This window comes from Streptomyces sp. NPDC093795 (assembly GCF_044764665.1).
GTDB lineage: Bacteria > Actinomycetota > Actinomycetes > Streptomycetales > Streptomycetaceae > Streptomyces.
Genome location: NZ_JBIWIO010000007.1, coordinates 147,829 through 174,523 on the forward strand (window position 1 = coordinate 147,829; position 26,695 = coordinate 174,523).

Consider the following 26,695-nt stretch of genomic DNA (forward strand, 5'->3'; position numbering starts at 1 on the left):
CGCACGAACGACAGCGGGCCGACGGGGGTGTGTCCCCGTCGGCCCGCTGCGGAACGGCCGCGATCAGGCGTCGACCTTCGCCATGACCTCGTCGCTGACGTCGAAGTTGGCGAAGACGTTCTGCACGTCGTCGCTGTCCTCGAGCGCGTCGATCAGCTTGAACATCTTGCGCGCGCCCTCTTCGTCGAGTTCGACCTGCATGGTCGGGACGAAGCTGGACTCGGCGGAGTCGTAGTCGATACCGGCCTCCTGGAGGGCGGTGCGGACCGCGACCAGGTCGGTGGCCTCGCTGATGATCTCGAACGACTCACCGAGGTCGTTGACCTCCTCGGCACCCGCTTCGAGCACCGTCTCCAGGATGTCGTCCTCGGACAGCTCGCCCTTGGGGAGCACGACGACGCCCTTGCGGTTGAACAGGTACGAGACCGAGCCCGGGTCGGCCATGGAGCCGCCGTTGCGGGTCATGGCCACGCGCACGTCGGAGGCGGCGCGGTTGCGGTTGTCGGTGAGGCACTCGATGAGCACCGCGACACCGTTCGGGCCGTAGCCCTCGTACATGATCGTGGCGTAGTCGGCGCCGCCGGCCTCAAGACCCGCACCGCGCTTGAGCGCGGAGTCGATGTTCTTGTTGGGGACCGACTGCTTCTTCGCCTTCTGGACGGCGTCGAACAGCGTCGGGTTACCGTCCAGGTCGGCGCCGCCCGTGCGGGCCGCGACCTCGATGTTCTTGATCAGCTTCGCGAAGAGCTTGCCGCGCTTGGCATCGATCACGGCCTTCTTGTGCTTCGTCGTAGCCCATTTAGAGTGGCCGGACATCTGCCTGTCTCCTTCGCGTAACCCAGTACTGCACGAACCCGAGAGATCCTACCGGGATCGGATCAGCGTGCCGCGCGCACCATGTCGACGAACAGGGCGTGGATGCGGTGGTCCCCGGTGAGTTCGGGGTGGAACGAGGTCGCGAGCGCGCGGCCCTGCCGTACGGCGACGACATGGCCCTCGTGCTCGGCGAGGATCTCGACCTCGGCGCCGACGGACTCCACCCAGGGGGCCCGGATGAAGACGCCCTCGACGGGTCCGTCCTCGATGCCCGTGACGGTGACGCCGGCCTCGAAGGACTCGTTCTGCCGCCCGAAGGCGTTGCGGCGGACGATCATGTCGATGCCGCCGAAGGTCTCCTGACCCGAGCGCGGGTCGAGGATCTTGTCCGCGAGCATGATCAGACCGGCGCAGGTGCCGTAGACCGGCAGGCCGGCCGCGATGCGCTCGCGGAGCGGCTCCGCCATGCCGAACAGGTCGGCCAGCTTGGAGATGGTGGTGGACTCACCACCGGGGATGACCAGGCCGTCGATCTCGGCGAGTTCCTCGGGGCGCCTCACCGGCCTGGCCACGGCGTCCGCCGCGGCCAGGGCGATCAGGTGCTCCCGTACGTCGCCCTGAAGGGCCAGGACACCAATCACGGGAGAGGGGTTCATCGGTTCTTACCAGCCACGGTTGGCGTAGCGCTCGGACTCGGGGAGGGTGTCGCAGTTGATGCCGACCATGGCCTCGCCCAGGTTGCGGGAGGCGTCCGCGATGATCTTCGGGTCGTCGTAGAAGGTGGTGGCCTTCACGATGGCGGCGGCGCGCTTGGCCGGGTCGCCCGACTTGAAGATGCCGGAGCCGACGAAGACGCCCTCGGCGCCGAGCTGACGCATGAGCGCGGCGTCGGCCGGGGTGGCGACGCCACCGGCGGAGAACAGCACGACCGGGAGCTTGCCGAGCTCGGCGACCTCCTTGACGAGCTCGTACGGGGCGCGCAGGTCCTTGGCGGCGGCGAACAGCTCGTTGTTGTCGAAGCCGCGCAGGCGGGCGATCTCGTTCTTGATCTGGCGCAGGTGACGGACGGCCTCGACGACGTTGCCGGTGCCGGCCTCGCCCTTGGAGCGGATCATGGCCGCGCCCTCGGCGATACGGCGCAGGGCCTCGCCCAGGTTGGTGGCGCCACAGACGAAGGGGGTCGTGAAGGCCCACTTGTCGGAGTGGTTGACCTCGTCGGCCGGGGTGAGGACCTCGGACTCGTCGATGTAGTCGACGCCGAGGGACTGCAGGACCTGGGCCTCGACGAAGTGGCCGATGCGGGACTTGGCCATGACCGGGATGGACACCGCGCCGATGATCTCTTCGATCATGTTCGGGTCGGACATACGGGCCACGCCGCCGTCCTTGCGGATGTCCGCGGGGACCCGCTCCAGGGCCATGACGGCCACGGCGCCGGCGTCCTCGGCGATCTTCGCCTGCTCGGCGTTGACCACGTCCATGATCACGCCGCCCTTGAGCTGCTCGGCCATGCCGCGCTTCACACGGGCGGTGCCGGTCTCGGGGGACTGGGGGGAAACGGAAGGCGTGGTGGACACGGGGTACCTCACTCGTGACAACAGGGGTTGACGACTAGGACGAGGAAACAGTCCACCTGGGGTCCACAGCAAGGGCCAATGTGGACCCGGTGGATCGTTTTCGCAGGTTACGGGTGTCAGGCCGGGCGATCGGCAAGGGCCACCGGCGGCTCGTCGTCCATTTCGAAGGCCAGCGGGAAGGGCGCGTGGCCCGCGAGCCGGAACCAGCGGACCTTGCGGTGGCGGCGCAGGGCGCGGGCGGCGCGCACGGCGTCGTTGTGGAAACGGCGGGCCATCGGCACCCGGCGGACGGCCTGGGCGAGTTCGCCCGCGGCCTCCTCGCCGCCGGAGGCCTGCCGGACGACCTCCACCTGCTCGGGCTCGCCGAACACGGCCCGCAGAGCCTGGCTGAGCTCGCTCTCGGCGACCTCTCGTTGGTCCTCCTCGGCCTGCCGGGCGGCGTGCGCGGCCTCGTACAGCACCATCGAGGCGGCCGGATCGAGAACGCCGGAGGTGGCCAGCTCCTGGGTGACCGAGGCCCGGCGCAGCAACTGCGCGTCCAGGGCCGCGCGGGCCGCGTCGATACGGGAGTGCAGCCGGTCGAGGCGTCCGGCGGTCCAGCTGAGATAGACGCCGATGAGGATCAGCGCGACGACGGTCCAGATCAGGGTTTCGGTCACGGGCGCACAGGCTACCGGGGCGGTGGGAGCACCCGGCGAACCCGCCCTGTGGTGGGCGTTCGTTCCCGCTGGGGCGGAACGGGTGGGCGCCCGCTCGTGTGGCCTCCCGCCCCCCGTTGTGGGCATTCGTTCCGCTGGGGCTTGGGGGTCCCCCCGGACGGAGTCTGGGGGAGGGTGGGCACAACGGACGGCGCCGCTTGCCGGGCCTAGGCTTCCGCGCCTGAAACCCGCACCCCGTGTGCGCCGCGCCTGGTGGCGCGGGTCCGGGCACCAGGGGCGGAGGCGCCGCCGAGGGCGCCGTCCCGTGTGCCCACCCGTCCCGCCCTGCGGGACGATTGCCCACACGGCGGTGGGCTGGGGTGCGGGCGGTTGCCCGCGCGGGGGCGCTCTCACGGGGGAGGCGCCTTCACCGGGGGCGGAGCCCATACGGGGGCGCCCCGCACGGGGGCCCGTACGGGGGCCGCACGGCCGCGCCGCGGGCTGGCAGCGCCTTGGCGCCGGACAGGTTCGTCGTGGGTGGGGGCTACAGGCCCAGGCGGGTTCGGAGGCTTACGCGTTCGTCTGTGTCCACTGCCGCCGCGCCGTCCGTCACCGTCTCGTACACCGAGAGGATGTCCGCGCCGACCGTCGTCCAGTCGAAGCGGCGTACATGGGCCGAGCCCCGGACGCTCAGCCCCGCACGGCGCTTCTCGTCGCCCAGGAGCCGGATCGCCGCGGTCGCGAGGGCGTCCGCGTCCTCGTTGGTGAAGAGGTCGCCCGCCGCGCCCTGGTCGAGGACCTGGGCGAAGGCGTCGAGGTCGGAGGCGAGGACCGGCGCGCCTGCCGACAGGGCCTCGACGAGGATGATCCCGAAGCTCTCCCCGCCGGTGTTGGGCGCCACGTACACGTCGACACTGCGCAGCAGCCGCGCCTTGTCCTCGTCGCTGACCATGCCGAGGAACTCCACCCGGGACCGCAGCTCGCGCGGCAGCGAGGCCACCGCCTCCTCCTCGTCCCCGCGCCCGGCGACGAGGAGCCGCGCGCCGGGCCGCTCGGTGAGGATCCTGGGCAGGGCCCGCATGAGGACCGGCAGGCCCTTCCGCGGCTCGTCGATGCGTCCGATGAAGCCGAGGGTCTCGCCCTGCCACTCCTTCTTCGGTTCGGCGCGGGCGAAGAAGTCGACATCGACCCCGTTGGGGATGACGACGGCGTCACCGCCGAGGTGCTCGACGAGCGTCCGCCGCGCGTACTCGCTCACCGCGATGCGGGCGCTGATCTTCTCCAGGGCGGGCTGGAGGATCGGATACGCCGCGATCATCGCCCGCGAGCGCGGGTTCGACGTGTGGAAGGTGGCCACGATCGGCCCCTGCGCCGCCCAGCAGGTGAGCAGCCCGAGCGAGGGCGAGGTCGGCTCGTGGATGTGGACGACGTCGAAGGTGCCGTCGTGCAGCCAGCGCCGCACCCGCGCGGCGGACAGGAAGCCGAAGCTGAGCCGTGCCACCGAGCCGTTGTACGACACGGGGACGGCCCGGCCGGCCGAGACCACGTACGGCGGCAGCGGGGTCTCGTCGTCGGCGGGGGCGAGGACGGAGACCTCGTGACCGAGCCGGATCAGGTGCTCGGCGAGGTCGCGGATGTGGAACTGGACGCCGCCCGGCACGTCCCAGGAGTACGGGCAGACGATGCCGATCCTCACGCCGTCCCGCCCTCCCGCTCCGGACGTTCTTCCAGGTCCGCGAGCCACAGTCGTTGCAGCATGTGCCAGTCCTCCGGGTGCTCCGCGATGCCGGCGGCGAAGACGTCGGCCACCGCCTGGGTCATCACGGACGTCTTCTCGGCCCGCGTGCCCGTGTCGGGGACCTCGACGGGCGGGTGGATCCGCCCCTTCATGACCGGCCCGTCGTACCAGAGCGTCGCCGGCAGCAGCAGCGCGCCCGTCTGCTGGGCGAGCATCGCGGGCCCCGCCGGCATCCGCGCGGTGGCGCCGAAGAAGGTGACCTCGGTGCCGGCGGCCGACAGGTCGCGGTCGGCGACCAGGCAGACCAGGCCGCCCGCCCGCAGGCGCCGCGCGAGCGTGCCGAAGGCGGAGCCCCCGGTGTGCGGGAGGACCTCCATGCCGAGGGACTCGCGGTAGGCGACGAACCGGTCGAAGAGCGTCTCCGGCTTCAGCCGCTCCGCGACGGTCGTGAAGGGCACGCCGAGCGCACGGGTCGCCCACGCGCCGGCCAGGTCCCAGTTCGCCAGGTGCGGCAGGGCGACGACGACCCCGCGCCCGGCGGCGAGGCCTTCCTCCAGATGGTGGGCGCCCTTCATGTCGACCCCGCGTTCGACCCGCTCCTTGCTCCAGACCGGCAGCCGGAAGGACTCCATCCAGTACCGCATGTACGAGCGCATGCCGGCCTTCGACAGCTCGGCGAGGCGCTCGGGGGTGGCGTCGGGCACCACGCGCGCGAGGTTGGCCTCAAGCCGCAGGACGCTCTTTCCACGCCGCTTCCACGCGAGGTCGGCGATCCGCCGGCCGAGGCCCGCGGCCACCGGCTCGGGCAGTTTCTTGACGGTCGCCCAGCCGGCGCCGTACAGCCCGTCGCTCAGTCGGTCCTTCAGCGCGCTCACGACGCCGCCCCGCTCCCACCGGCCGCGGCGGCGTCCGCCTCGGCCGATTCCCGCCGTACGGTCACGACCCGCTGGCCCAGGGTCACGGCGCTGCCGACGGCCACGATCCACAGGGCGATCGGGAGCAGGACCTCGACGCCGGGCACGCCGAACGTGCTCAGTCCTGCGAGGCCCGCGGCGACCAGGGAGATCACCAGGCGTTCGGCGCGCTCGATCAGGCCGTTGACGGCGACGGGCAGGCCGATCGATTCGCCGCGCGCCTTGGTGTACGAGACGACCTGGCCGCTCGCCAGGCAGAAGATCGCCACGGCGCACAGCACGTTGTCGTCGCCCTTGCCCGCGTACCACAGCGCGAAGCCGCCGAAGATCGCGCCGTCGGCGACCCGGTCGAGCGTCGAGTCGAGGAAGGCTCCCCAGCGGCTGGAGATCCCCGCCTGCCGGGCCATGTTGCCGTCGACGAGGTCGGAGAAGACGAAGAGGGTGATGACGATGGTGCCCCAGAAGAACTCTCCGCGGGGGAAGAAGACCAGCGCACCGGCCATCACTCCCGCCGTGCCGATGAGCGTGACCGCGTCGGGACTGACGCCCCGGCGGAGCAGAAACGCGGCGAACGGTGTGAGGACACGCGTAAAAAATGCACGCGCGTACTTGTTCAGCATGGCCTTCCCGACGTTCGGTGGGCCGCGCGGCCCCTACGACCACCGGCTCACCCATCGTAGCCACGCGCGCCCCGGCGTACGGGCGGGCACCCGCCCCCGCCGCGTCGGCGTCCCCCGTGGGGCTCTCCCGGGGACGACGTACGGGCGCGGACCTGGCGCCGGCGGTGCGTCGTACGGGCGCGATGTCCTGGCGCCGGCGCGACGTATGGACGCCTCCTGGCGTCGGTGCAAAGCTCGAAGGACCACCGCGGGCACCGCAGGAGCCGTACCGCGTCACACCACTCCCCCGCGCCCGCATCCCGCCGCACGTGCGAGCAGTCGGGAGGAACACATCATGGGTGACAAGGCGAACACCGCCGCCGGGGCCGCCGGCAGGGCTCCGACGGCCGACCGGCCCACGGCCGTGCGGAACGTGGTGCTGGTCGGCCACAGCGGATCCGGCAAGACGACCCTGGTGGAGGCGCTCGCGCAGGCCGCGGGGGCGCTCAACCGGGCCGGCCGGGTCGAGGACGGCGCCACCGTCTCCGACTACGACGAGATCGAGCACCGCCAGCACCGTTCCGTACAGCTCTCCCTCGTCCCGATCGGCTGGGACGGGTACAAGATCAACCTCCTCGACACCCCCGGGTACGCCGACTTCGTCGGGGAGCTGAGGGCCGGTCTGCGCGCCGCGGACGCGGCCCTCTTCGTCGTCTCGGCCGCCCAGGAGGCCGACGCCGTCGCCGCCTCCACCCGGATGATCTGGGAGGAGTGCGCCGCCGTCGGCATGCCCCGCGCCATCGTCGTCACCCACCTCGACACCGCCCGCACCGGCTTCGACGAGCTCACCGCCGTCTGCGGCTCCCTCTTCGGCCGCGACGACCCGGACGCCGTCCTCCCCCTCTACCTTCCGGTGCTCGGCGACGAGGGACCCGACGGGCACGCGCCCGCGACCGGCCTGATCGGCCTGCTCTCGGAGCGGCTCCACGACTACTCCACGGGGGTACGGCGGGAGAGCCCGCCCGACGAGGGCCGACGGGAGGTCGTCGCGGAGGCCCGCGCCCGGCTGATCGAGGGAATCATCGCCGAGAGCGAGGACGAGACCCTCATGGACCGCTACCTCGGCGGGGAACAGATCGACGTGCAGACCCTCGTCGACGACCTGGAGAAGGCCGTCGCCCGGGGCGCCTTCCACCCGGTGCTCGCGGCCGCCCCCGCCGCCGACGGCGGCACACAGGGCCTGGGCACCCTCGAACTCCTCGAGCTGATCACCGGCGGCTTCCCCTCCCCCGTCGAGCACGAGCCGCCCGCCGTCACCACCCCCGACGGCCGCCCCCGGCCCCCGATCGCCTGCGACCCCGAGGGCCCCCTGGTCGCCGAGGTCGTCAAGACGGCCGCCGACCCGTACGTCGGCCGGGTCTCCCTCGTCCGGGTCTTCTCCGGCACCCTGCGCCCCGACGAGACCGTCCACATCTCCGGTCACGGCCTGGCCGACCGGGGCCACGAGGGGCGGGAGCCGCACGAGGCGGAGGAGCGGATCGGCGGGCTCACCTCGCCCTTCGGGAAGCAGCAGCGGCCCATGGCGGAGTGCGTCGCCGGGGACCTGGCCTGTGTGGCCCGGCTCGGCCGGGCCGAGACCGGCGACACGATCTCCGCGAAGGACGATCCGCTCCTGATGGAGCCCTGGAGCATGCCGGAGCCCCTGCTGCCGCTCGCCGTCGAGGCCCACAGCAAGGCCGACGAGGACCGTCTTTCGCAGGGCCTCGCCCGTCTTGTCGCCGAGGACCCGACCCTGCGCCTCGAACAGAACCAGGACACCCGGCAGGTGGTGCTGTGGTGCCTGGGCGAGGCCCACCAGGACGTCGCCCTCGAACGCCTCAGGGGCCGCTTCGGGGTGCGGGTCGACGCCGTGCCGTACAAGGTGGCGCTGCGCGAGACCTTCGGCGGCGCCGCCGCGGGCCGGGGCCGGCACGTCAAACAGTCCGGCGGCCACGGCCAGTACGCGATCTGCGAGATCGAGGTGGAGCCGCTCCCGCCGGGCAGCGGCATCGAGTTCGTCGACAAGGTGGTCGGCGGGGCGGTGCCGCGCCAGTTCATCCCCTCCGTCGAGAAGGGGGTACGGGCCCAGGCCGCGCGGGGCGTCGCCGCCGGCCATCCGCTCGTCGACATCCGGGTCACCCTGCGGGACGGCAAGGCGCACTCGGTGGACTCCTCCGACGCCGCGTTCCAGACGGCCGGGGCGCTCGCGCTGCGCGAGGCGGCCGCCGAGGTCGCCGTCCAGCTCCTGGAGCCGGTCGCCGAGGTCCAGGTCCTCGTGCCGGACGAGTACGTCGGCCCCGTGATGAGCGACCTGTCGGGGCGGCGCGGCCGGGTCGTCGGCACCGACCAGGCGGGGCCCGGGCGGACGGTGGTCCGCGCCGAGGTGCCGGAGATCGAGATCGGGCGGTACGCGATCGACCTGCGGTCCGTGTCGCACGGCACCGGCCGGTTCGACCGTGCGTACGTCCGGCACGAGCCGATGCCGCCGCACCTCGCGGAGAAGGTACGCGAACGGGCCGGGAAGGGCGCCTGACTGACGGTGTGACAGCCGGGGCCGCCCGTGTCCGACCCGTGGAGCGGGCGGCATTCGGCCGAGCCGTCCTACTCCGGTGACGCATCAGGCGGTACCCGGTTACGCTGGGGTGCCCAGCTCAGAAGGTGTGCGGGGCGCGGCAGTTGGGAACAGCCCGCACAGGGACTCGCGCGCGATGGGGGCGGCAGTGGCGATGGACGGTTTCGGACCCGGGGCACAGATCCCCCTCCAGGGCTCCGGCGGCGGTACGGGGGCGACGAACGCCCTGGCGTCCGCCGCGTACCGGGACAGTCCGCTGGACACGATCAAGGAAGCCGACAACGACCTCTACAAGTCGACGGTCAAGGAGGGGAAGTGGCACAAGCTCTTCCGCCCCGACCTCGGCGAGGCGTTCTCGCGTGCCGTCCAGGTCCGTATGCTCGGCGGCGCCCGCAAGGCCCTCATCCAGTCGTTCGGTGCCGAACCGCAGCCGGTCGTCGAGCACTGTCTCGCCGCCTCCCGCCTGCGTAGGCAGCGTGACATCAAGCTGAGCCTGGTCACCCTGGTCTGCGGGGTGCTCTTCCTGCCCGGCCTGCTGCTCTGGCTCGGCGTCATCCAGCTCCGCCGGATGGCCGCGGGTTCGGACAAGAAGCGCACCAGCGCCATCGGCACGGCCCTCCTCGTCGCGGCCGGGTTCCTCGCCCTGCTCGTCCTGCTCAAGCTGCCCTTCGACGGGATCCTGTCGGCCTATCTGCGCGCCATGCTCGTGGCTCCGGTCGTGGGCTGGTTCCTCGCCCGCCGGATCTGCGAGAGGACCGCCGTCGATCTGCGGGAGCGCTGGACGGCCCTGCTCAGCGGTGGCGGCATCGGTGCCAAGATCCCCGAGGCGGCTCCCCGTGACCCGAGCGAGAAGGCCGCCGAGGAACTGCGGCAGAACCTGGAGAAGCTCTCCGCGGAGCAGCAGTCCAACATCGTGTTCTACGCGGGCGCGAAGGGCGTCCTCGGCCTCGGCACGCGCTGGGGCAGCTGGACGCTCGCAGAGGAGCTGATCCCGCAGCCCGGCCGCGAGATCCACGACTTCCGTGCCTGGGACGTCGTCCGCAAGATCCACGACCAGCTCACGCTGCTGGAGCGCGGCTCCCTCAAGACCGGCTTCCCCAAGCCGACCGTCAAGCACTGGATCGTCTCCCCGGTGGGCGAGGGCGCCGACGAGGTCGCCCGCCCCGAGGGCGACAGCATCGTCCACTACCAGGTCAAGCCGCACGAGATACAGCGTGTCTGCAACGACCAGCAGTTCGGCGCCGGCAACCGCCACTACCTCGGCGTGCAGTTCACGCTCTGGGACGGGAACCTGGTGCTCACCATGATGGTCACGGTGACGTCGCTGCTCCACACCCTGCGGATCGAGGTCACCGGACACGCCCTCGGTCCCGTCCACGGCCTGTTCACCACGAAGCCGAAGGCGAAGACCAAGGAGGTCTCCAAGACCGTCCGCTTCTGGGAGACCAAGGAGATCCAGCAGCCGCTGATGACGACCGACGAGGTCGTCCGGCTCGCGGTCCGCGCCCCGCTCACCTGGTACCCGCCGGTCCTTGACTACCTCGGCGGCAAGCTCGTGCTGCCCGAGCCCTTCGGGCTGCGGCACATCTGGGCCGGCCCGCCCTGGAAGAACCGGTTCATGGCCGACGACGCCATCCGCATGGCGACGCCGGTGCTGCGGGCGGTCCACGCCGCGACCATCAAGATGCTCGACGAACACGGCGTGGACACGGAGCGCTTCACCAACCGCTCGCTCATCCTCGGCGGCGGCGTCCAGGACCCCGGCCCGAAGAAGGCCGACGTCTACGACGCGTGAGGGCCGCCCGTACGGATCGACGCGTGGGGGCCGCCCGTACGGACCGGATGGCGGGCCCCGAACGGATCAGATGGTGGCCGGCCAGGCGTCGGCCAGCATCTTCCGGGTGTCGGCGAGCAGCTGCGGCAGCACCTTGGTGTGACCGACGACCGGCATGAAGTTCGTGTCGCCGCCCCAGCGCGGCACCACGTGCTGGTGCAGATGGGCGGCGATGCCCGCGCCCGCGACGGCGCCCTGGTTCATGCCGATGTTGAAGCCGTGCGCCCCGGACGCCGCCCGCAGCGCGACCATCGCGCGCTTGGTGAAGTCGGCGAGCTCCGCCGTCTCCGCGACGTCCAGATCCGTGTAGTCGGCGACATGACGGTAGGGGACGACCATGAGGTGCCCGCCGTTGTACGGATACAGGTTGAGGACCGCGTACACGCTCGCGCCGCGCGCGATGACCAGGCCGTCCTCGTCCGACTTCGCCGGGATCGAGCAGAACGGGCAGCCGTCCTCGGCCCCCGGCCCGGTCGGCTTGTTCTCGCCCTGGATGTACGCCATCCGGTGAGGCGTCCACAGGCGCTGGAACGCGTCCCGCGTCCCCACTCCGATCTGCTGTTCCGGCTCAGTCGTCATGCTGTGCAGCATATTGCGTCGCCCGTTCGGAACGTGTCGCCGGGGCGGAGGATCCATGGGGCGGCCATGCTGTTCCGATGAGCGACAGGCCCCCGAAACCGCCACGCCAGGAACGCTGGGACCGCCGCATGGAGATCCCGCTCGCCGTGGCCTCCCTCGCCTTCCTGACCGGCTACGCGGTCCGCGTCCTCGCCCGCCACCACCTCCCCCAGGCCTGGCTCGACGCCTGCCTCGCCGTCATGGTCGCCGCCTGGGCCATGTTCGTCGTGGACTACGCGGTACGGCTCCGCCTGAGCGGCACGGGGCCGCTCCGCTTCGTCCGCACCCACGTCCTCGACACGGTGGTCCTGCTGCTGCCGCTGCTGCGGCCGGTGCGCATGGTGAGCCTCTACGACCGGGTCCAGCGCCGCCACGGCACACCACGCCTCAGCCTCTACGTGCGCGTGATGGTCTACGCCGGCCTGAGCACGGCCCTGCTCGGCTTCGCGGGCGCGCTCACGGTCTACCGCCACGAGGTGGACGCTCCCGGCGCCACGATCCGTACCTTCGGCGACGCGGTGTGGTGGACCTGCGCCACGCTCGCGACCGTCGGGTACGGGGACGTGGCGCCGGTGACACCGATCGGCAGGCTGACGGCGGTGGGCGTGATGGCCTGCGGTCTGGCGCTCCTGGGCGCGGTGACGGGTTCGTTCTCCTCCTGGCTGATCCAGGCGTTCACCCGGGAGGACGAGAAGAGGCCCCCGGGGGATTCCCCGGGGGCCTCCTGAACCGCTCAGGTCATCACACCTGGACGCGGTCCTCGACGACCTTGGCGAGCTTGGCGATGGCCTCGTCGACGGGGATGCCGTTCTCCTGCGAACCGTCGCGGTAGCGGAAGGAGACGGCGCCGGCGGCCATGTCCTCGTCACCCGCGATGACCATGAACGGGACCTTCTGCTTCTGCGCGTTCCGGATCTTCTTCTGCATCCGGTCCGACGAGGAGTCGACCTCCACCCGCAGACCCTGCTTCTTCGCCTTGGCGGCGAACTCGTGCAGGTAGTCGACGTGCGCGTCACCGATCGGGATGCCGGTCGCCTGGACGGGCGCCAGCCACGGCGGCATCGCGCCCGCGTAGTGCTCGAGGAGCACCGCGAAGAAGCGCTCGATGGAGCCGAACAGCGCGCGGTGGATCATGACCGGGCGCTGCTTGGTGCCGTCCGGGGAGGTGTACTCCAGGTCGAAGCGCTCCGGCAGGTTGAAGTCGAGCTGCACGGTCGACATCTGCCAGGTGCGGCCGATGGCGTCGCGCGCCTGCACGGAGATCTTCGGGCCGTAGAACGCGGCGCCGCCCGGGTCGGGGGTCAGCGGGAGGCCCTGCTTCTCGGCGACCTGCTGGAGGACCGCGGTGGCCTCCTCCCACACCTCGTCGGAGCCGACGAACTTCTCCGGGTCCTTGGTGGACAGCTCCAGGTAGAAGTCGGTCAGACCGTAGTCGCGGAGCAGGTTGAGGACGAAGGTGAGGGTCTTGTCGAGCTCCTCCGCCATCTGCTCCTTGGTGCAGTAGATGTGCGCGTCGTCCTGGGTGAAGCCGCGGGCCCTGGTCAGTCCGTGCACGACGCCGGACTTCTCGTACCGGTACACGGTGCCGAACTCGAAGAGGCGCAGCGGCAGTTCACGGTACGAACGGCCGCGCGCGTCGAAGATCAGGTTGTGCATCGGGCAGTTCATGGGCTTGAGGTAGTAGTCCACGCCCTCGTCGAGCTGCATGGGGGGGTACATGCCCTCGGCGTACCAGTCGAGGTGGCCCGACTTCTCGAACAGCTTGCCCTTGGTGGCGTGCGGCGAGTAGACGAACTCGTAGCCCTCCTCCTCGTGCCGCTTGCGCGAGTAGTCCTCCATGACCCGGCGGATGATGCCGCCCTTGGGGTGGAAGACGGCGAGGCCGGAGCCGATCTCGTCGGGGACGGAGAAGAGGTCGAGCTCGTTGCCCAGCTTGCGGTGGTCGCGCTTCTCCGCCTCGGCGAGGAAGTCGAGGTGGGCCTTCAGCTCCTCCTTCGACGGCCAGGCGGTGCCGTAGATGCGCTGGAGCATCGGGTTCTTCTCGCTGCCGCGCCAGTAGGCGGCGGCGTTGCGCATCAGCTTGAACGCGGGGATGTTCCGGGTGGTCGGCAGGTGCGGACCGCGGCAGAGGTCCTTCCAGCACAGGTCGCCGGTCTTGGCGTCGAGGTTGTCGTAGATGGTCAGCTCGCCGCCGCCCACCTCGACGTTCGCCCCGTCGTCGGTCGAAGCGGAACCCTTGATGCCGATGAGTTCCAGCTTGTACGGCTCGTCCGCCAGCTCGGCGCGGGCGTCCTCGTCGGTCACCACGCGGCGGGCGAACCGCTGGCCGCGCTTCTGGATCTCCTGCATCTTCTTCTCGATGACCTTGAGGTCCTCGGGAGTGAAGGGCTTCTCGACGTCGAAGTCGTAGTAGAAGCCGTCCCGGACCGGCGGGCCGATGCCCAGCTTGGCCTCGGGGAAGAGCTCCTGCACGGCCTGCGCCATGACGTGCGCGGTCGAGTGACGCAGGATGTCGAGACCGTCGGGGGAGGAGATCTCGACGCCCTCGACGACATCGCCGTCGGAGAGCTCGTACGACAGGTCCTTCAGCTCGCCGCCGACGCGGGCGGCGATGATGGTGCGGTCGTCGGCGAACAGGGCGCCGGCGGTGGTGCCCGCGCTCACCGCCCTCTCCTCTGCTTCCGAGGCGGACTGGACGGTCACACGGACATCAGACACGGGTACTCCATACATAGGGGCGCGGGCAGACACGAGGTGCCTGCGCCGTCGGTACGCGACAGGTACGAGGTGCCGCGCCGCCACCGATCCTACCGAGGTGGCCCCCACCGCCGCGAAACGGATTCCCCCGCCCCTGACCCGTCCCTCACCCCTCGTCCGGGCCGCACGCCTCCTCGAAGAAGTCGAGGTTCTCCTGGAGGGCCTTCATCAGCCGGTCCCGTTCCGTCTCGTCCACCTGCACGGGGACGACCCCGGACGCGTCGGTGAGGCGACGGAAGCCGCCCCGGCTCTCCAGGCGGCCCACCACCCGGATCGGGAGCCCGACGAGATGCGCGTGGCCGGCCGTGCGGTACGACTCCTCGTCGAGGGTGACGCGGACGTGCGGGACCTCCGCCCCGGCGAGCACCCGGAGGCGTACGGTGCCGTCGCCGCGCGGCCCGGAGCGGCGCATGCGGACGACGGCGCCGGTGAGCCGGACCGGCACGGACGGCTCGTCGGTGAGGTAGCGGGCGCTCGCCTCCCGCAGGGCGGGCAGGTCGCCCGGGGAGAACTCGACCGGTTCGGGCCGGGGGGCGCAGCCCTCGGGCGCCCCGGCGGACGGGGCCCACGCCAGGGCGATACGGGCGCCCTCGGTGCCGCGGACGAGGGCGACGAGGGCCTCGGTGAGTTCGCGGCTGACGCCCGCGCCGACGGCGGCGTCGAAGGCTTCCATGCCGCCGGTGGCCCGCTGGTAGTCGGTGGCCTCGCGGGCCGCGTGGAGCGCGTGGTAGAGCCGGACGGCGACGGGGCGGCCCGGTTCCACCGGCAGGAAGGCGGTGAGGCCGCGGCCGCCGGGCGCCGCGCCGACGACGACGGTCTCGAGGGAGGCCTGGGCCTGGCGCCGATGCCGGGCCCCGTAGTAGCCGGCCCGGCCGCGCACGGCGAGGGCACCGGCCAGGAGCAGCTGGCGGGCGGCGGACCTGAGCTGCTCCTGCACGGTCCAGGGGACGGTGCCGGCGGGGCCCGGGGGCACGTCGCGCCACCAGCGGATCTCGTCGCTGGGCACGGCGAGGCCGGTGAGGACCTCGCGGGCGGAGGGCGTGGCGCTGCGAGCGAGGGCGGTGAGCGCCTCGCCGAGCAGGTCCTCGCAGTCCGGGAAGGCCCGGCTCTCGGGGACGAGGAGGCTGGTGCCGGTGCCGGTGCCCGGCGGGGTCCAGCGGCTGTAGCGGCCGGGCGCGCCGCCGCGCCGCCGCCAGCCGTGGCGGGCCAGGAGGGCGCCGAGGACGCGCGGGTCGACCCTGCCGGGGTCGGGTGCGCCGTGGCCTTCGGCCCAGGGGCCTGCGGGCGGGGCCGGGACGCCGGTCCAGGAGCCGGGGGCGTCGCCGGGCGCGGGGTGGGGCCGGTAGGGCGGGGGAAGGGAGACGGGGCCGCCTCCGGCCCCGTCTCCGTTCCCGGACCGTCCGTCGCCGGCCCCTTCGTCCCCGAACCCTTCGTCCCCGAACCTCGGTTCGTCGATCGGTCGGTGCATCAAGGTCTCCCTCCCACGCCGACCCGGGTCATGATCTCGCAGAGCGCCCGGTCGTCGAAGATCCGCGCCGTCGGAATGCGCACGGTGGTCCTGCGCCGTCCCGTGACCGGGTGTCCGGCCAGGTTGATCCAGTAGCAGCAGTGCCGCAGGTCGAGCCGGTCGTGGCTCGCTCTCAGCCAGTCCTCCTGTGACCTCGGGACGAGCATCACGACGAGGATCTTGTGCACGGACACCGGGGTTCTGGCGAGCTTCACCAGGTGGTCGTTGTCGAGAGTGAACGAGAACGTCGTGGACGTGCCCCCGGGCAGGTGCGGCGGTATCTGGTAGGTGCACTTGAGCTGCACCTTGATGGTCACCTCGTCGTCGACGGTGTGGTCCGGGGAGCCGTGGCTCACGTGCCAGTCGATGCCGTTGTCCGGAAAGGGCTGGGACAGCGAGCAGCCGGCCGCGGCGGCGACGGCGTGCAGGTATCCCACCTGAAGGGTCTCCATGCAGGCGGTGGTGGCGAGTGAGCCGCGCGTCGGTGCCAGCCGCTGGGGCGGCAGCCCTCCCGACTCGGGCTGGGCGAGCGCCATGTCGATTTCCTTCCCCGTCCCTTGTGTTGTGACCGGTCCGCGTACGGCGCAAACAGTCCGGGTATCACCGTTTCGGGGCAGGGGGTTGGCCATCTGCCGCACGTGTGCAGGGAGTTCAGGGATGACGATGCACTGGTACGAAGGGCCCCTGGCCGCTTTCGACACGGAGACCACAGGAGTCGACGTCGAGGGCGACCGGATCGTGTCGGCGGCTCTGGTCGTGCAGGACACCGCGGGGGCACGTCCGCGGGTGACGCGCTGGCTGGTCAATCCGGGCATACCGGTGCCCGAAGGGGCGACCGCCGTGCACGGACTGACGGACGATCACCTCCAGCGGTACGGCCGCTGGCCGGCCCCGGTGATGGAGGAGCTGGGGCGGGCGCTGGCCGATCAGGTCGCGGCGGGGCGTCCGCTGGTCGTGATGAACGCGCCGTTCGATCTGACGATCCTCGACCGCGAGCTGCGCAGGCACCAGGCGTCCACGCTCGGCGACTACCTGCCGGGCACCCCGCTGTGCGTGCTCGACCCGCGGGTCCTCGACAAGCACCTGGACCGCTACCGCAAGGGCCGCCGGACGCTCACGGACCTCTGCGCGCACTACGAGGTGGAGCTGACGGGTGCGCACGACGCGGCGGCGGACGCGACGGCGGCGCTCGATGTCGTACGGGCGGTGGCGCGGCGCTTCTCGTCCCGGCTCGAACGGCTGACGCCGGCGGAGCTGCACACGCTGCAGTCGGTGTGGCACGCGGCGCAGGCGCGGGGCCTCCAGGCGTGGTTCACCCGGCAGGGCACGCCGGAGACCGTGGACCCGGCGTGGCCGCTGCGGCCGGAACTGCGCACGGCGGCGTGACACATGACAGAGGCCGGTCCGTCTTTCGACGGACCGGCCTCTACCCGGTGGGCGATACTGGGATCGAACCAGTGACCCCTTCGGTGTGAACGAAGTGCTCTCCCGCTGAGCTAATCGCCCGGGAACGGGTTGAACCATACAGGCCCTCGCGCCCTGGGTTCAAACCGATAGGAGGCGGGCCGCGAGTCCCCGGCGTCCCCCGCGCATCATCAGGGCGTGGTTGACGCGGAAGACGGGCCGCCCGGGGACGGCGAGGGCCCGCAGGAGGCGGGCGCGGACCTCGACCTCCTGCTCGTACACGGCGCGCGTGCCGGACCCTTCCGCGGTGACGGTCCAGCGGACCCAGCCCTCCAGGTCGCCGCTCAGGTCGGCCTCCAGGACCCGGGCGGCCGGGTCCTGGCGCTGGGCGCGGACGGTGACGACGAGCTCGTACGGGAGGAGGGACCGGAAGCGGGCGGTGCCGGTCGTGTCGTCGACGGAGGCGACCTCGCGGACCTGGGGCCACCAGCGGGGGTACTCCTCGGCGCGTTCGAGGACGGCGTAGACGGCGTCGGGCGGGGCGGCAAGCCGCCAGACGCTGCGGAATCGGTACCGGCACCAGTCCATGCCCCCCAGTGTGCCGGTACTCAGGTGGGGGGCCGGAAGATGAGTACGGGGACGTATTCCCGCCAGGTGTGGCCGGGGCCACACTCCGGATATGGACAACTCACTGCCGCCCGCCGACGAGCTGGTGCTCGTCGACCGCGAGCTGGCGCAACTCGACGCACGCCGGTCCCAGTTGCTGGCCCGGCGGGCCTGGCTGCTCCAGGTGTTGTACGCGCCGGCGGCGCCGCGGCCCCGGCCGCCGGTGGCGGACGCGACCCCCCGCAGCGCGCAGAACGTTCTGCTGACGCTCGGCGGCACCCTGCTGACGGTCGCGGCGGTCGCCTTCACGCTAGTGAGCTGGGGCTCGATGGGCATCGGCGGCCGCGCCGCGGTCCTGTCCGTGGTGACCTCGGCGGCTCTGGTGGTGCCGGTGGCGCTGCTGCGCAGGAGCCTGGTGTCGACGGCCGAGTCGGTGGCGGCGCTCGGCCTGGTCCTGATGGTGCTCGATGCGTACGCGCTGCATCGGGTGGCGCTGCCGGAGACGGACGGCCTCGGGTACACGGCGGTGGCCGCGGCGGTCCTCGCGGGCGCGTGGACCGCGTACGGATCGGCGCTGTCCCGGCTGCGGATCCCGCTGCCGGTGGCCGTGGTCGCGGCCCAGCTGCCGCTGCCTCTGGGCGTGCTCGCGGTCGGCGGCGGGTCGACGGCCTTCGCGTGGGCGGCCCTGGTGACGGCCGCGGCGGACGGGGCGGTGGTGCTGTGGGCACGGCCGGCGTCGGTCCGGATCACGGCGGTCACCGGTGCGGTGCTGCTCGGCGGGTGGGCGCTCCTGACGGGCGGCTGGCTGTCGCTCACCACGCCGTGGAGCGGCGCGGCCCTGCTCCTTGCGGGCGCCGCGGTGACGCTGTACGTGTCCTGGCGCACGCCCGCCCTCGCGGTGGCGGCCTCGACGGTCACGGGCCTGGCGACGGTGGCGGCCCTGGGCGGTCTGCTGCGCACCGCGCTCCCGGCGGACTGGGCGGTGCCGGGGTACGTGCTGTGCGGGCTCGCCCTGGCGTCGGCGTGGCGCGTCGCGGGCACGGTGACGGTCACCGGAGCAGGAACCGGATCGACGGCGGCCCCGGAGACCGGCGTGACGCCGGGCAGGGGCCCGGGCCAGGCCGACGCGGCGGCGCCCGGAGCCGGGGCGTTCGCGGCCTCGGCACACGGCGTGTCCCAAGGCACGGGCCGCGCCGGGGTGCCCGGCCGTGGGTGGTCCGGCGCGGGCCGCGGGACGGCGGCCGGTGGGTTCCGGCTGCCGCGTGGCGTCCGGCTCGGGCTGGCCGGGGCCGGGGCCGGTGTGGCGGGGCTCGGGGTCGCGTGGGCGCTGCCGCCGGTGATGGCCGGGCTCCTCGGGCCGATGGCCCGGACGACGGCCGTGTGGTCCGGTGAGCACGCCGGGCGCGCCCTGACGTCGTACCCGGCGACGGCGGCCCTGGTCCTGGCGGTGGCCGTCGCGGCTCTCGCGGCGGTCCCCCGGCTGTGGGCCCGGTGCGGGGCCCTCGCCCTGGCCTGGGCGCTGCTCACCGCCCTGCCGGTCTCCCTCGGCCTGCCGTACGCGGCGACGCTCGCCCTCCAGCTCCTGACGACCGCGGCGGCCCTGTGGATCGTCGTCCGCCCGGACCCGCTGGCCCACGGCCTGCGGGCGGCCGACGGCCCGGGGCGCGGCCCGGGCGCGGCCGGGGACCCGGCTCACGACCCGCGCGCGGCCGGAGACCCCGCTCACGACCCGCGCGCGGCCGGGGGCCCGGCTCACGACCCGCGCGCGGCCGGGCACCCCGCTCACGGCCCGCGCGCGGCCGACGGGCCCGCGGCGGAGGCGTCGGCCGGGCCGGCGGCACCGTGGGCCTCCTGGGCGCCCCAGCGGCCCGGGACACGGTCCCCCCTCCTGGAGCCCGGGACCGTCCTCGGCTGGTTCGCCTATGCCGCCGGACTCGCGTCCGCCGTGAGCGCCCTCGCCCTGGCCCTGGACGTGCGGGGAGCGACGTTCGCCGTGCTCGGGGTGGTGCTGGGTCTCCTCACGGGCGTGGCGGTGCTCGGTACGGACGCGCGCCGCGTGGTCGCGGCCATCGGCGCGGTCCTCACCGCGACCGGCCTGGTGTGCGCGGTGGCGGCCGCCGGCGGGTTCGAGGACCACTGGACGGCTCTCGCCCTGCTGCTCGTCCCGGCGGCCACCGCGGCCGTGGGGGCCAGGACGCGCCCGCGTGCGGTGGCCCTGGCGGTGGAGATCACCGGCGCGGCCGTGGCGCTTCCCGCGTTCGGCCTCGCCGTGTCCCGGCCGGCGTTCCTGGCACTGGCCCTGGCCCTCGGCGGGGTGATCGCGGCGGCGACGGCGGTAAGGCCGGAGCGGCGACGGTTCGCCTCCTGGACGGCGGCGGTGCTGTTCCTGCTGGCCACCTGGGTACGGCTCGCGGACTGGGAGGTGACGACCCCGGAGGCGTACACGCTCCCGGTGACCGTGCCCGCGCTCGTCTTCGGGTTCCTGCGGCGGCGCCGGGACCCCGAGGCCTCGTCCTGGACGGCGTACGGCCCCGGTCTCGCGGCGACGCTGCTGCCGAGCCTCCTCGCGGCCTGGACGGACCCGGAGTGGGTCCGCCCACTGGCCCTGGGGGTCGCGGCCCTGGCGGTGACGCTGATCGGCGCGCGGTTCCGGCTCCAGGCCCTGCTGGTCCTCGGTGGTGCGGTGCTCGCCCTGGACGGGCTTCACGAGCTGGCCCCGTACGTGGTCCAGGTGGTGGGCGCGCTGCCGCGCTGGCTGCCGCCGGCCCTCGCCGGGCTGCTGCTGCTCGCGGTGGGCGCCACGTACGAGCAGCGGCTGCGGGACGCCAGGAGGCTCCGGGACCGGGTCGCGCGGATGCGGTGAACGCCGAAGGCCCGAAGACGGTGTTCCGTCTTCGGGCCTTCGGGCCGGGTGGTGGGCGATACTGGGTTCGAACCAGTGACCCCTTCGGTGTGAACGAAGTGCTCTCCCACTGAGCTAATCGCCCCGGTGCACCGCAAACATTACCGCATGTCAGCGGGGCTCCCGAACCATCCGACGGTCACTGTTCGATCTTCCACGGCATGACGAAGCCGAACTTCCACAGGTAGATGCCGAGCAGGACGGCGATGATCACCAGGCCGACGGTGGTGAGGATGATGTTCCTGCGGCGGACCTTGGGGTCGAGCGCCCGCTGGGCGGCCTCGGTGACCTTGCGCTTGGTCCAGCGGAGCACGAGCTGCGCCCAGACGAACTCGGTCGCCCAGATCGCCATGCCGCCGAAGATGACCAGCCAGCCGGGTCCGGGCAGCGGCAGCATCACCACTCCGGCGCCGACCACGGCGAGTCCCACGATGAAGACGCCGACCTGCCAGCTCAGATGCAGGCCTCGGCGGGACTTGATGAACTCCGGCGCACGGGATCCCAGTTCGGCGTCCTGGCCGTCTGCGGACTCCCCGGCGCGCTCGTCACTCTCCGCATTCATGGTCCCCAACTTACCGGACGGGGAGCCGTCGCCGGAATGGCGGTATTACCGCAGGTCACAGGCGCCCATACGAGCTACCTGAACACTCACAAAACCGACAGAGGGGTTTACAACGGCACCGGAGGTGGCATGTCGATTTCGCCGACGTGCGAATCCCCGAGCGCACACTGAGCGAAAGGCCCTGGCGCTTATGAACACCACGGTCAGCTGCGAGCTGCACCTGCGCCTCGTTGTGTCGAGCGAGTCCTCACTGCCTGTACCCGCGGGCCTGCGGTATGACACGGCCGATCCCTATGCCGTGCACGCCACCTTCCACACCGGAGCCGAGGAGACGGTCGAGTGGGTCTTCGCCCGCGACCTTCTCGCCGAGGGGCTGCACCGGCCCACCGGCACGGGCGACGTCCGCGTCTGGCCGTCGCGTAGTCACGGTCAGGGAGTCGTCTGCATCGCGTTGAGCTCCCCCGAGGGAGAAGCCCTGCTCGAGGCCCCGGCGAGGGCCCTGGAGTCGTTCCTGAAGAGGACCGACGCCGCCGTGCCACCTGGCACCGAGCACCGGCACTTCGACCTGGATACGGAGCTCTCCCACATCCTGGCCGACAGCTGAGCCAGGCCGAGAGCCGCACGGCGCCGTCCGACTCGGGGCGACGGCGCCGCGCGGGCAGTCACATAGGCACGACATCCGGCGCCCACCACCGCGCAGCCGGCGCGGTGGTGGGCGCCGCTGTCCTTTTCCCTGTCGCGCTAAAGTCAGCGCCATTCCGCGGGCACCCGCCCGCGGCCGGCCAGGGAGCGAATCGTGCTGATCCCCCACGACACCCGGATCGCCCTCGACACCGTCGTCGATCTGATGAACACCGCGCCCCAGGGCGAGCGGGCCGACGAGCTCGCGGACATCCCCGGGCTGCGGGCCTTCGTGCGCGCGCACAAGATCAGCGGCGTGGGTGAGCTCGGCGGCGACGACCTGCGGGCCGTCCGCGAGGTCCGCGAGAAGTTCGCCGCCGTCTTCTCCGCGCCCGAGGCGCGGATCGCGGCCCCCCTGATCAACCAGCTGGTGGCGGGTGCGGGCACCACCCCCCAGCTCACCGACCACGACGGCTACGACTGGCACGTGCACTACTTCGCGCCGGGCGCGTCGGTGGCGGACCACCTCGCGGCCGACTGCGGCATGGCGCTCGCGTTCATCGTGGTGGCGGGCGAGCAGGAGCGGCTGAGGCGCTGCGAGGCGCCGGACTGCGGCCGGGCCTTCGTCGACCTCTCACGCAACCGCTCGCGCCGCTACTGCGACAGCCGCACCTGCGGCAACCGTCTGCACGTGGCCGCGTACCGGGCGCGCCGCAAGGAAGCGGCGGGCTGAGCCCGGAGCCCTCACGGCGTGACCTGCCACAGCGCGGCCCGTCACGGCGCGGCCGTCGCAGTGCGGTCCCGCACCGCGCGATCCGTCACAGCACGAAGAGATCGTGCACGGCGGCCATCAGCAGCAGACAGCCGATCACCCCGAGGAAGATCATCAGTGGAGGCTGGGAGAGCGCGAACAGGCAGCCGCGCGGCTCTTCGGCAGGGGCGTCGGGGGCGGCGGGGAGGGTCTCCCGCGAGGTATCCGGCATCTCCGACGGATGATGGCGCACCCGGGGCCCGGGATCCCGCAACACGCCCCACCGCAGGGGCCGTTCACCCCTTCCCGTGGATCATGGGAACGGGAATCGCCAGAAGCGATCAGATTCCGTGCTTCTTCAGAATCGCCTCGATGTCGCTGAAGTCGTCCCCGGCGGCCTGGCCTGCCTGCCCTGCCTGGCCTCCCCGCGGCTTCGCCGTCACGGCGCGCGAGGGCGCGGACGCCCCCGGGGCCACCGCTCTCGTCCCGGCGCCGCCGGCGGCCTCCTCACGGCCACCCCTGCGCCGCTCGACGGCCCGGGTGGACAGGAAGAGCAGCCATGCGACGCCCAGCACGCCGAACCCGGCCCAGGCGACCGGGCTGAACGCCGTGCCCGCGATCCACTCGACGGCGCCCGTCATCACCAGCCCCAGCGGCACGAGTGCGTAGGCCGCCATCCGGGCGGCGGTCAGGAAGCGCTTCCGGTACGCCGCGATCGCGGCGATGCCCAGGCCCGCCGCGGACACCGCGGAACAGATGGTCTCGGCCAGCATGCGGTCCTCCAGGTCCCGGGTGATACGTCCCTTCCATCCTGCACCGGCCCGACCGTCCGGGGCCATGCCCGGCGGCCGGTCTCAGGGAGATCTCCGGGTCGACCCCGCCGGATCTCCTCCCCAGGTCCCGGTGAGGGAGACTGCTGTCATGAGTGACTCCACCACCGCGCCCGTCTCCCCCGTCGTCCTCGAGGCGTGGTTCGACCTCCAGTGCCCCGACTGCCTCCAGGCCCTCGACGACGTCCGCGCGCTCCGCGAGAAGTACGGCGACCGGCTCGACGTACAGCTGCGTCACTTCCCCCTGGCGAAGCACAAGCACGCGTACGCCGCCGCGCAGGCCGCCGAGGAGGCCGTCGAGCAGGGCAAGGGCTGGCCCTACGCGGAGGCACTGCTCGCCAGGACCGCCGAGCTCGGCGAGCGGGGCGAGCAGGTACTGATGGAGGTCGCGACCGAACTGGGCCTGGACGCCGAGGAGTTCGACACCGCACTGATCGACGGCCGGCATCTGCTGACCGTCGACGCGGACGAGGCCGAGGGCAAGGCCATCAAGGTCACCGGCACGCCGACCTATGTGATCGGCGGCGAGCGCCTGGACGGCGGCCAGAGCCAGGACGGCCTCCGCGAGCGCATCGAGGAGATCGCCGACCGCCTTCTCGAGGGCTGAGAAACCCCTCCCCTACCGCAGATCCTTGGCGCTGTTGACGTACGTCGTGCGAAAGCCCAGCGACTCGTAGAGCCGGATCGCCGGGGTGTTGCCCGCGAAGACGTGCAGTCCGAGCAGGGTCTCCCCGGCCTCCCGGGCGACCCGCTCGGCGAGCAGCATGAGCGCCCGCCCGTAGCCGTGGCCGCGCTGCTCCTCGTCGACCTCGATGTCGTAGACGAAGGCCGCCCACCGACCCGGTTCCAGCTCGATCCGGCCGGTCCACAGATGACCGGCGGGCCGGCCGTCCCGTACGACCACGTGGATCGCGGTGCCGGGCGTGGCCAGGCCGTCCGGGAGCAGGGTCCGATGGCTGCTCTCGGCCTTGGCGCGGGCCTGCTCCTCGGGGACGCCCCGGTCGATCCAGCTCTGCGCGAAGCCCTCCTTGGCGCGCGTCTGCCAGCCGGCGTACTCGGCCTCGGTCATCGGCCGGATCTCGACGCCCTCCGGCAGCGCCGGAGGCTCGGCGGGCAGCTCCTTGAGCATGTTCCGGCTGCGCTCGGTGTAGCCGAGGGAGCCGGCCATCCGCTGCGCGGCCACGGCGTCTGCGGGCACCGATATCTGCACCTGGACACAGCCCCAGCCCCGCAGCACCTCCTCGGAGGCGAGCGCGGCAACCATGCCCCTGCCCCGGCCGCGGTCGGGCTCGTCGACCGCGAGGCGGCTGATCACGCCTGCCCCGGCTCCGAAGCCGGGAGCGGTGGAGAGGTGCACGGAGCCGACGCGGCGGCTGTTCACACACACGTCGTAGGTACGCGAACGGCCGCCGTCGGGCGTCTGCTGAAGCGGCTCGGCCGGCCGCAGGGTGGTGGTCATCAGAGGTGTTCTACCCACCCCGGGGCCGTCCGTCATCAGGTTTTACCCGAGGCGCGGGTCCCGGTCCCCGGCGGCCCGCTCGTCGAAGATCCGCATCGCCTTCGCGGTGACCGGGCCGGGCGCCGGCGACAGCTCGCGGCCGTCGACCCGGTGCACGGCCTGCACGTCACGGAGGGTCGAGGTCAGGAAGATCTCCTCGGCGCTCTCCAGGACGTCCAGCGGCAGGTCGGTCTCCCGCGCTCCGGTCCACTCGACCGCCAGGGCGCGGGTGATGCCCGCGAGGCAGCCGGAGGAGACGGGCGGGGTGAGGATCCGGCCGTCGACCACGACGAAGACGTTGGATCCTGTGCCCTCGCAGAGCTGCCCCACGGTGTTGGCGAAGAGCGCCTCGGTCGCCCCCCGCTCGCGAGCCCTGGCGAGGGCGACGACGTTCTCGGCGTACGAGGTGGTCTTGAGGCCGGTGAGGGCGCCGCGCTCGTTGCGGGTCCAGGGCACGGTGATCACGGCGGTGGAGTCGGCGCGGCGGCCGGTCTCCCCGAGGGCGACGACGAGGCCGGCCCCGGCGTCGCCGCGCTCCGAGCCGAGCGGGGAGATACCGCCGGTGTACGTGATGCGGAGCCGGCCCAGCTCCATCGGGTTCGCTTCGAGGACGGCGGCGCAGGCGCGACGGACCTCGTCGAGGTCCGGGTCGGGCAGCCCGAGGCCACGGGCGGAGCGGGCGAGCCGCTCCAGGTGGAGCGTCAGAGCAAACGTTTCTCCACGCTCGGCCTTGACCGTCTCGAAGACGCCGTCGCCGACGGTCAGTCCGTGGTCCAGTACGGAGACCAGGGCGGTCTCCGGTTCGTGCAGCCCGCCGTTGACCCAGAGTTTCATCGAGAAATGGCCTTTCCGCTCGCCTCAAGGGCGCCTGACTCGTAGGCGCCCGACGCTATCGCGACGAGCCGGGCGGCCTTGAGTTCGGTCTCCTCCCACTCCCGCTCCGGGTCGGAGCCCCAGGTGATCCCGGCGCCGGTGCCGAAGCGGAGCACGCCCTCGGGGCGGTCGATCCAGAAGGTGCGTATGCCGACGGCCAGCTCGGCGGTGCCCGCGTCGGCGTCGACCCAGCCGACACCCCCGCAGTAGGGGCCGCGCGGGGCGGTCTCCAGGGCCTCGATGATCCGCAGGGCGCTGGACTTGGGGGCGCCGGTGACGGAGCCGGGCGGGAAGGTGGCGGCGAGGAGCTCGGGCCAGCCGGCGTCCTCCCGCAGCAGGCCGGTGACGGTGGAGACGAGGTGGACGAGGCCGGGGTGCTCCTCGGTCGCGCAGAGGGCGGGGACGGCGACGGAGCCGGTCTCGCTGACGCGCCCCAGGTCGTTGCGGACCAGGTCGACGATCATCACGTTCTCCGCGTGGTCCTTGGGGAGGAGGTCGGCGGCGGTGCGGCCGGTCCCCTTGATGGGGCCGGAGGTGATCAGGGCCCCTTCCCTGCGGAGGTACAGCTCGGGAGAGGCGGTGGCGACCTCCACGCCGTGGGCGGGCAGGCGGATCGTTCCGGCGTAAGGAGCGGGGTTCCCCTCGGCGAGCAGTGCGGTGAGCGCGTCGACGTCGGCGGCGGCCGGGTCCGGCAGCGGCGCGGTCAGCACCCGGCAGAGGTTCGCCTGGTAGACCTCACCGCGCGCGATGTGCTCCCGCACGCGCCGGACGCCCGCGATGTACGCGGCGCGGTCGAGGGACGACGTCCAGTCACCGGCGGCGGGACCGCGCCAGGCGCCAGGGACGGGCGCGGGAACGCGGTCGGGCCGTACATCTCCGAAGCGGGCGCAGGTCAGACGCCCCTCGAAGTCGGCACAGACGGCCCAGAAGCCGGTGGAGTCCAGGGCTTCGGGGTCGTGGGTGACATCACGGAGGTCGGTCGCGACGAGGCCGCCGAAGCGGGCCAGAGAAGCAAGGTCGTACACGCATCGAGTCTAGG

26 protein-coding genes and 2 tRNA genes are annotated in these 26,695 nt (G+C 72.6%); 8 read left to right on the forward strand and 20 right to left on the reverse strand.

Annotated features, from left to right (window positions below; translation table 11 throughout):
- Positions 1–63: 63 nt before the first annotated feature.
- The 7 genes from ACIRB7_RS20280 to pgsA all read right to left on the reverse strand — a co-directional run bounded on the left by ACIRB7_RS20280 (position 64) and on the right by pgsA (position 6,303).
- The gene (locus ACIRB7_RS20280; RefSeq protein WP_403600299.1) at positions 64–816 is read right to left on the reverse strand and encodes a YebC/PmpR family DNA-binding transcriptional regulator; all 753 of its coding nucleotides are present in this window, start codon (positions 814–816) and stop codon (positions 64–66) included.
- A 62-nt stretch (positions 817–878) separates the two neighbouring features.
- Complete coding sequence (pdxT, locus tag ACIRB7_RS20285) at positions 879–1,472, reverse strand: pyridoxal 5'-phosphate synthase glutaminase subunit PdxT (protein WP_403600302.1); 594 nt, start codon at positions 1,470–1,472, stop codon at positions 879–881.
- 6 nt (positions 1,473–1,478) lie between these two features.
- A complete protein-coding gene (gene pdxS / locus ACIRB7_RS20290) occupies positions 1,479–2,393 on the reverse strand; it encodes a pyridoxal 5'-phosphate synthase lyase subunit PdxS (RefSeq protein ID WP_030204560.1) in 915 nt (304 codons plus the stop codon).
- 116 nt (positions 2,394–2,509) lie between these two features.
- The gene (locus ACIRB7_RS20295; protein WP_403600305.1) at positions 2,510–3,052 is read right to left on the reverse strand and encodes a hypothetical protein; all 543 of its coding nucleotides are present in this window, start codon (positions 3,050–3,052) and stop codon (positions 2,510–2,512) included.
- Positions 3,053–3,575: 523 nt separating this feature from the next.
- Positions 3,576–4,727 carry a glycosyltransferase family 4 protein gene (locus ACIRB7_RS20300; protein ID WP_403600308.1) on the reverse strand — a complete coding sequence of 384 codons (1,152 nt, stop codon included), beginning with the start codon at positions 4,725–4,727 and terminating at the stop codon, positions 3,576–3,578.
- Entirely contained in the window at positions 4,724–5,635 is a 912-nt protein-coding gene (locus ACIRB7_RS20305) for a phosphatidylinositol mannoside acyltransferase (protein ID WP_403601025.1), read from the reverse strand. The genes ACIRB7_RS20300 and ACIRB7_RS20305 overlap by 4 nt, the downstream gene beginning before the upstream one ends.
- A gap of 5 nt (positions 5,636–5,640) precedes the next feature.
- On the reverse strand, positions 5,641–6,303 hold the full coding sequence (gene pgsA, locus ACIRB7_RS20310) for a phosphatidylinositol phosphate synthase (RefSeq protein WP_403600311.1): 663 nt from the start codon (positions 6,301–6,303) through the stop codon (positions 5,641–5,643).
- Between the two features lie 334 nt (positions 6,304–6,637).
- Here pgsA and ACIRB7_RS20315 point away from each other — a divergent pair, with 334 nt between their 5' ends.
- Both ACIRB7_RS20315 and ACIRB7_RS20320 read left to right on the forward strand, forming a co-directional pair.
- Positions 6,638–8,854: an elongation factor G-like protein EF-G2 gene (locus ACIRB7_RS20315; RefSeq protein ID WP_403600314.1), complete on the forward strand. Its 2,217-nt coding sequence runs from the start codon at positions 6,638–6,640 to the stop codon at positions 8,852–8,854.
- A gap of 175 nt (positions 8,855–9,029) precedes the next feature.
- Positions 9,030–10,688, forward strand: a complete 1,659-nt coding sequence (locus ACIRB7_RS20320) for a hypothetical protein (RefSeq protein WP_403600316.1) — start codon at positions 9,030–9,032, stop codon at positions 10,686–10,688.
- 66 nt (positions 10,689–10,754) lie between these two features.
- On the opposite strand, the gene ACIRB7_RS20325 is transcribed toward ACIRB7_RS20320, so the two are convergent.
- Positions 10,755–11,318 carry an HIT family protein gene (locus ACIRB7_RS20325; protein ID WP_403600319.1) on the reverse strand — a complete coding sequence of 188 codons (564 nt, stop codon included), beginning with the start codon at positions 11,316–11,318 and terminating at the stop codon, positions 10,755–10,757.
- Positions 11,319–11,383: 65 nt separating this feature from the next.
- On the opposite strand from ACIRB7_RS20325, the gene ACIRB7_RS20330 reads away from it, so the two are divergent.
- Positions 11,384–12,073, forward strand: coding sequence for a potassium channel family protein (locus ACIRB7_RS20330; RefSeq protein ID WP_403600322.1), 690 nt, complete (start codon positions 11,384–11,386; stop codon positions 12,071–12,073).
- A gap of 13 nt (positions 12,074–12,086) precedes the next feature.
- On the opposite strand, the gene thrS is transcribed toward ACIRB7_RS20330, so the two are convergent.
- The 3 genes from thrS to ACIRB7_RS20345 all read right to left on the reverse strand — a co-directional run bounded on the left by thrS (position 12,087) and on the right by ACIRB7_RS20345 (position 16,145).
- Positions 12,087–14,063: a threonine--tRNA ligase gene (thrS, locus tag ACIRB7_RS20335; RefSeq protein WP_351216256.1), complete on the reverse strand. Its 1,977-nt coding sequence runs from the start codon at positions 14,061–14,063 to the stop codon at positions 12,087–12,089.
- Positions 14,064–14,208: 145 nt separating this feature from the next.
- Positions 14,209–15,570 carry a hypothetical protein gene (locus ACIRB7_RS20340; RefSeq protein ID WP_403600325.1) on the reverse strand — a complete coding sequence of 454 codons (1,362 nt, stop codon included), beginning with the start codon at positions 15,568–15,570 and terminating at the stop codon, positions 14,209–14,211.
- Entirely contained in the window at positions 15,570–16,145 is a 576-nt protein-coding gene (locus ACIRB7_RS20345; RefSeq protein ID WP_403600328.1) for a DUF4365 domain-containing protein, read from the reverse strand. The genes ACIRB7_RS20340 and ACIRB7_RS20345 overlap by 1 nt, the downstream gene beginning before the upstream one ends.
- A gap of 121 nt (positions 16,146–16,266) precedes the next feature.
- Between ACIRB7_RS20345 and ACIRB7_RS20350 the strand changes: the two genes are divergently transcribed.
- Positions 16,267–16,995: a 3'-5' exonuclease gene (locus ACIRB7_RS20350; protein WP_403600330.1), complete on the forward strand. Its 729-nt coding sequence runs from the start codon at positions 16,267–16,269 to the stop codon at positions 16,993–16,995.
- A gap of 48 nt (positions 16,996–17,043) precedes the next feature.
- Here the strand turns inward: ACIRB7_RS20350 and ACIRB7_RS20355 are convergent.
- Positions 17,044–17,115, reverse strand: a tRNA-Val gene (locus ACIRB7_RS20355).
- A 39-nt stretch (positions 17,116–17,154) separates the two neighbouring features.
- Positions 17,155–17,601 carry an SRPBCC family protein gene (locus ACIRB7_RS20360; RefSeq protein ID WP_403600333.1) on the reverse strand — a complete coding sequence of 149 codons (447 nt, stop codon included), beginning with the start codon at positions 17,599–17,601 and terminating at the stop codon, positions 17,155–17,157.
- Positions 17,602–17,692: 91 nt separating this feature from the next.
- Between ACIRB7_RS20360 and ACIRB7_RS20365 the strand changes: the two genes are divergently transcribed.
- Positions 17,693–20,482 (forward strand): SCO7613 C-terminal domain-containing membrane protein, encoded by a 2,790-nt coding sequence (locus ACIRB7_RS20365; protein WP_403600336.1) that lies wholly within the window; start codon positions 17,693–17,695, stop codon positions 20,480–20,482.
- Between the two features lie 49 nt (positions 20,483–20,531).
- On the opposite strand, the gene ACIRB7_RS20370 is transcribed toward ACIRB7_RS20365, so the two are convergent.
- Both ACIRB7_RS20370 and ACIRB7_RS20375 read right to left on the reverse strand, forming a co-directional pair.
- Positions 20,532–20,606, reverse strand: a tRNA-Val gene (locus ACIRB7_RS20370).
- Between the two features lie 54 nt (positions 20,607–20,660).
- Positions 20,661–21,083 (reverse strand): TIGR02611 family protein, encoded by a 423-nt coding sequence (locus ACIRB7_RS20375; protein ID WP_403600339.1) that lies wholly within the window; start codon positions 21,081–21,083, stop codon positions 20,661–20,663.
- A gap of 190 nt (positions 21,084–21,273) precedes the next feature.
- Between ACIRB7_RS20375 and ACIRB7_RS20380 the strand changes: the two genes are divergently transcribed.
- Positions 21,274–21,687: an SsgA family sporulation/cell division regulator gene (locus ACIRB7_RS20380; RefSeq protein WP_015032345.1), complete on the forward strand. Its 414-nt coding sequence runs from the start codon at positions 21,274–21,276 to the stop codon at positions 21,685–21,687.
- Positions 21,688–21,879: 192 nt separating this feature from the next.
- The gene (locus ACIRB7_RS20385) at positions 21,880–22,437 is read left to right on the forward strand and encodes a CGNR zinc finger domain-containing protein (protein WP_403600342.1); all 558 of its coding nucleotides are present in this window, start codon (positions 21,880–21,882) and stop codon (positions 22,435–22,437) included.
- 85 nt (positions 22,438–22,522) lie between these two features.
- On the opposite strand, the gene ACIRB7_RS20390 is transcribed toward ACIRB7_RS20385, so the two are convergent.
- Both ACIRB7_RS20390 and ACIRB7_RS20395 read right to left on the reverse strand, forming a co-directional pair.
- Complete coding sequence (locus ACIRB7_RS20390) at positions 22,523–22,687, reverse strand: hypothetical protein (RefSeq protein ID WP_403600345.1); 165 nt, start codon at positions 22,685–22,687, stop codon at positions 22,523–22,525.
- A 109-nt stretch (positions 22,688–22,796) separates the two neighbouring features.
- The gene (locus tag ACIRB7_RS20395) at positions 22,797–23,228 is read right to left on the reverse strand and encodes a hypothetical protein (protein WP_403600348.1); all 432 of its coding nucleotides are present in this window, start codon (positions 23,226–23,228) and stop codon (positions 22,797–22,799) included.
- Between the two features lie 148 nt (positions 23,229–23,376).
- Between ACIRB7_RS20395 and ACIRB7_RS20400 the strand changes: the two genes are divergently transcribed.
- Positions 23,377–23,892 (forward strand): DsbA family protein, encoded by a 516-nt coding sequence (locus ACIRB7_RS20400; RefSeq protein ID WP_403600351.1) that lies wholly within the window; start codon positions 23,377–23,379, stop codon positions 23,890–23,892.
- A gap of 12 nt (positions 23,893–23,904) precedes the next feature.
- On the opposite strand, the gene ACIRB7_RS20405 is transcribed toward ACIRB7_RS20400, so the two are convergent.
- The 3 genes from ACIRB7_RS20405 to ACIRB7_RS20415 are packed head-to-tail and all read right to left on the reverse strand — an operon-like array spanning position 23,905 to position 26,681.
- A complete protein-coding gene (locus ACIRB7_RS20405) occupies positions 23,905–24,744 on the reverse strand; it encodes a GNAT family N-acetyltransferase (RefSeq protein WP_403600354.1) in 840 nt (279 codons plus the stop codon).
- Between the two features lie 42 nt (positions 24,745–24,786).
- A complete protein-coding gene (locus tag ACIRB7_RS20410) occupies positions 24,787–25,617 on the reverse strand; it encodes an aminotransferase class IV (protein WP_403600357.1) in 831 nt (276 codons plus the stop codon).
- Entirely contained in the window at positions 25,614–26,681 is a 1,068-nt protein-coding gene (locus ACIRB7_RS20415) for a chorismate-binding protein (protein WP_403600359.1), read from the reverse strand. Before ACIRB7_RS20415 ends, ACIRB7_RS20410 begins: the two co-directional genes overlap by 4 nt.
- Between the last annotated feature and the right edge of the window lie 14 nt (positions 26,682–26,695).